This window comes from Candidatus Nitrosarchaeum limnium BG20, from assembly GCF_000241145.1.
Classification (GTDB): domain Archaea; phylum Thermoproteota; class Nitrososphaeria; order Nitrososphaerales; family Nitrosopumilaceae; genus Nitrosarchaeum; species Nitrosarchaeum limnae.
In genome coordinates this window covers 1-2,418 of sequence record NZ_AHJG01000206.1, presented here as the reverse complement: position 1 = coordinate 2,418, position 2,418 = coordinate 1, and the positions used below count along the sequence as shown (strand labels likewise).

Genomic DNA, 2,418 nt, shown 5'->3' with positions numbered 1-2,418 from the left:
TCAGGCAAATCTATGATTTTTTTTGCAAAATCTTCACTTCTTCCCCCAGTAGTAAGAACAACAGTGTTATTTCCCATAGCAATTGCTACATCAAGATTTTGTCTAATTGATGCAGCATATGATGCAGTTGAAAATGGTATTACAATACCACTTGTTCCTAAAATTGAAATTCCATTTAAAATTCCTATTCTTGGATTATCTGTTTTAGGACCTAATTCTTTTCCTTTTGGTACAGAAATTATCACTTTGATTCCTTTTTTTAAATGATGTTTGTCAATAATCTCTTTAAGATTTTCGTTAATCATTTTTTTTGGAACTGGATTAATTGCAGCTTTGTTTAACTCTAATCCTAATCCTGGTTTGGTTACTATCCCTACTCCTTCCCCACCATCAATTTCAATTTCATTAATTCTATCTGTAAACAATAAATCTACTATAATTTCTGCACCGTGAGTTACATCAGGATCATCTCCACCATCTTTGATTACAGAGCATCTGGCTTTATTTTCATCAAATTGGCAAAAATGAATTGGAATTTTGATAAAACTACCTTTAGGTAATTTTACATCTATATTTTCAATTTTTGTTTGTGTTATTATCGAAAGTAATGCTGCTTTAGCAGCTGCCGTTGCTGATGTGCCTGTAGTAAACCCAGTTCGTAATTTCTCTTTTTTAATTTCTTCCACACCAGTCATGCCTATTTTGACGTATTAACTCTTCTTTGATTAATAGATTAAATTATTGAGAATAGGAATTTGTTTTAAATTATAGAAATTGTAATTATTTCTTTAGAATATATTGAAAATATTATTCTAAATAGTATGGTAAAAAATACCCAAGTTGTTGTAACTGGAGCTAGTGGGTTTATAGCAAAAAATCTAAGAAAATACCTATCAAATAAAAATATTAAACTAATATCCGTCTCGAGAAGAAATTTTAAAAAATTTAAGAATGAAACAAAAATTATTACAAAAAACTATGATGAAACAAATATCATTCCAAAATTAAAAAATTCTGACGTACTAATAAATTTAGTTGGAATTGGAAAACAAACAGTTGATAATGATTACAATCTTATTAACTATGAATTTACAAAAAAAATAATAAATCTATGTATAAAGTCAAAAATTCCAAAAATCGTTTATCTAAGTGGATTAGGAGTTTCAAAAAGTTCCCCACTTGGGTATTTTATCTCAAAATATAAATCAGAAAAACAAATAATTAATTCAAATTTAAATTATGTAATTTTTCGACCCTCCTATATTATAGGCAAGAATGATCACTTGACAAAATATCTTAAAAAACAAATTAAAGTAGGCCAAATTAATATTCCAGGATCAGGAAATTATTCTATACAACCTATTTACATTGATGATGTTTCTCAAATTATCTTAGATGTAATAATTCGAAACAAATCTAATATGATTTTAGATCTTGTAGGTTCAGAATCAATAACCTTTAAAAATTATGTCAAAGAATTTTCTAGTCAAACAAATACTAAAATTAAAAAAATAAATCTTGAAACAGTCTATCATGATGCTATAACAAATTCTAAAAGTGCATTTGGAGTAGATGATCTGAATATTTTAATTGGTGATTTTAAAGGTGATCATAAAAAATTACAAAATCTTTTCAAAATAAGATTTACTTCGATACAAAAAATTCTAAAGTCCGGAAGCCTTCTTTAATACATCTGCTTTATCCGTTTTTTCCCATGTAAATTCAGGCTCATTTCTGCCAAAATGACCATTCGCTGATGTTTTTCTATAAATTGGTCTTTTCAAGTCAAGTTGTGAGATAATACCTGATGGTTTCATATTGAAATTCTTTCTAACCAACTCTTCTATCTCTCTTTCTGGAATTTTACTTGAACCAAATGTATTTACATAAAGTGAAACTGGTTCTGCTACTCCTATTGCATATGCTACTTGAACCTCACATCTTTCTGCCAATCCTGCGGCAACAATATTTTTAGCAATATATCTACACATGTAACATGCAGATCTATCTACTTTTGAAGGATCTTTTCCTGAAAAAGCCCCACCCCCATGCCTTCCAAACCCACCATAACTATCTACAATTATTTTTCTACCCGTAAGTCCTGTATCACCATGTGGTCCTCCAATTACAAATTTTCCTGTTGGGTTAATGTGAATTTTAATTTGATCATTCCAAAGATTTCCTAAAACTGGTTTGATTACCTTTTCTATGATTTCTTTTGCTATCTGCTCTTGTGAAATTTCAGGTGCGTGTTGAGTTGAAATAACAATTGTTTCAATTTTTGTTGGTTTGTTGTTTTCATATCTAACAGAAACCTGCGACTTTCCATCAGGTCTCACCCAAGGTAAAACTTTATTCTTTCTAACTTCTGCTAGCTTTTGTGTTAATTTATGTGCAAGTAATATTGGCATTGGCATG

At 29.3% G+C, this 2,418-nt stretch carries 3 protein-coding genes; 1 reads left to right on the top strand and 2 read right to left on the bottom strand.

The genetic code is table 11. The features are described 5' to 3' along the window. Window positions 1–695: cobalt-precorrin-5B (C(1))-methyltransferase CbiD (cbiD, locus tag BG20_RS07420; protein WP_010192993.1), on the bottom strand; the 695-nt coding region annotated here is incomplete at its 3' end. Between the two features lie 126 nt (window positions 696–821). Between cbiD and BG20_RS07415 the strand changes: the two genes are divergently transcribed. Continuing rightward, window positions 822–1,688, top strand: a complete 867-nt coding sequence (locus BG20_RS07415; RefSeq protein ID WP_010192990.1) for an NAD-dependent epimerase/dehydratase family protein — start codon at window positions 822–824, stop codon at window positions 1,686–1,688. Here BG20_RS07415 and metK read toward each other — a convergent pair. Continuing rightward, on the bottom strand, window positions 1,665–2,418 hold a 754-nt coding region (gene metK, locus BG20_RS07410), incomplete at its 5' end, for a methionine adenosyltransferase (RefSeq protein WP_010192985.1). The two genes, BG20_RS07415 and metK, sit on opposite strands and share 24 nt — an antisense overlap.

Bases quoted from the DNA above. Each gene is read 5' to 3' on its own strand.
- BG20_RS07415 (WP_010192990.1), top strand. From the start codon at position 822: ATGGTAAAAAATACCCAAGTTGTTGTAACTGGAGCTAGTGGGTTTATA.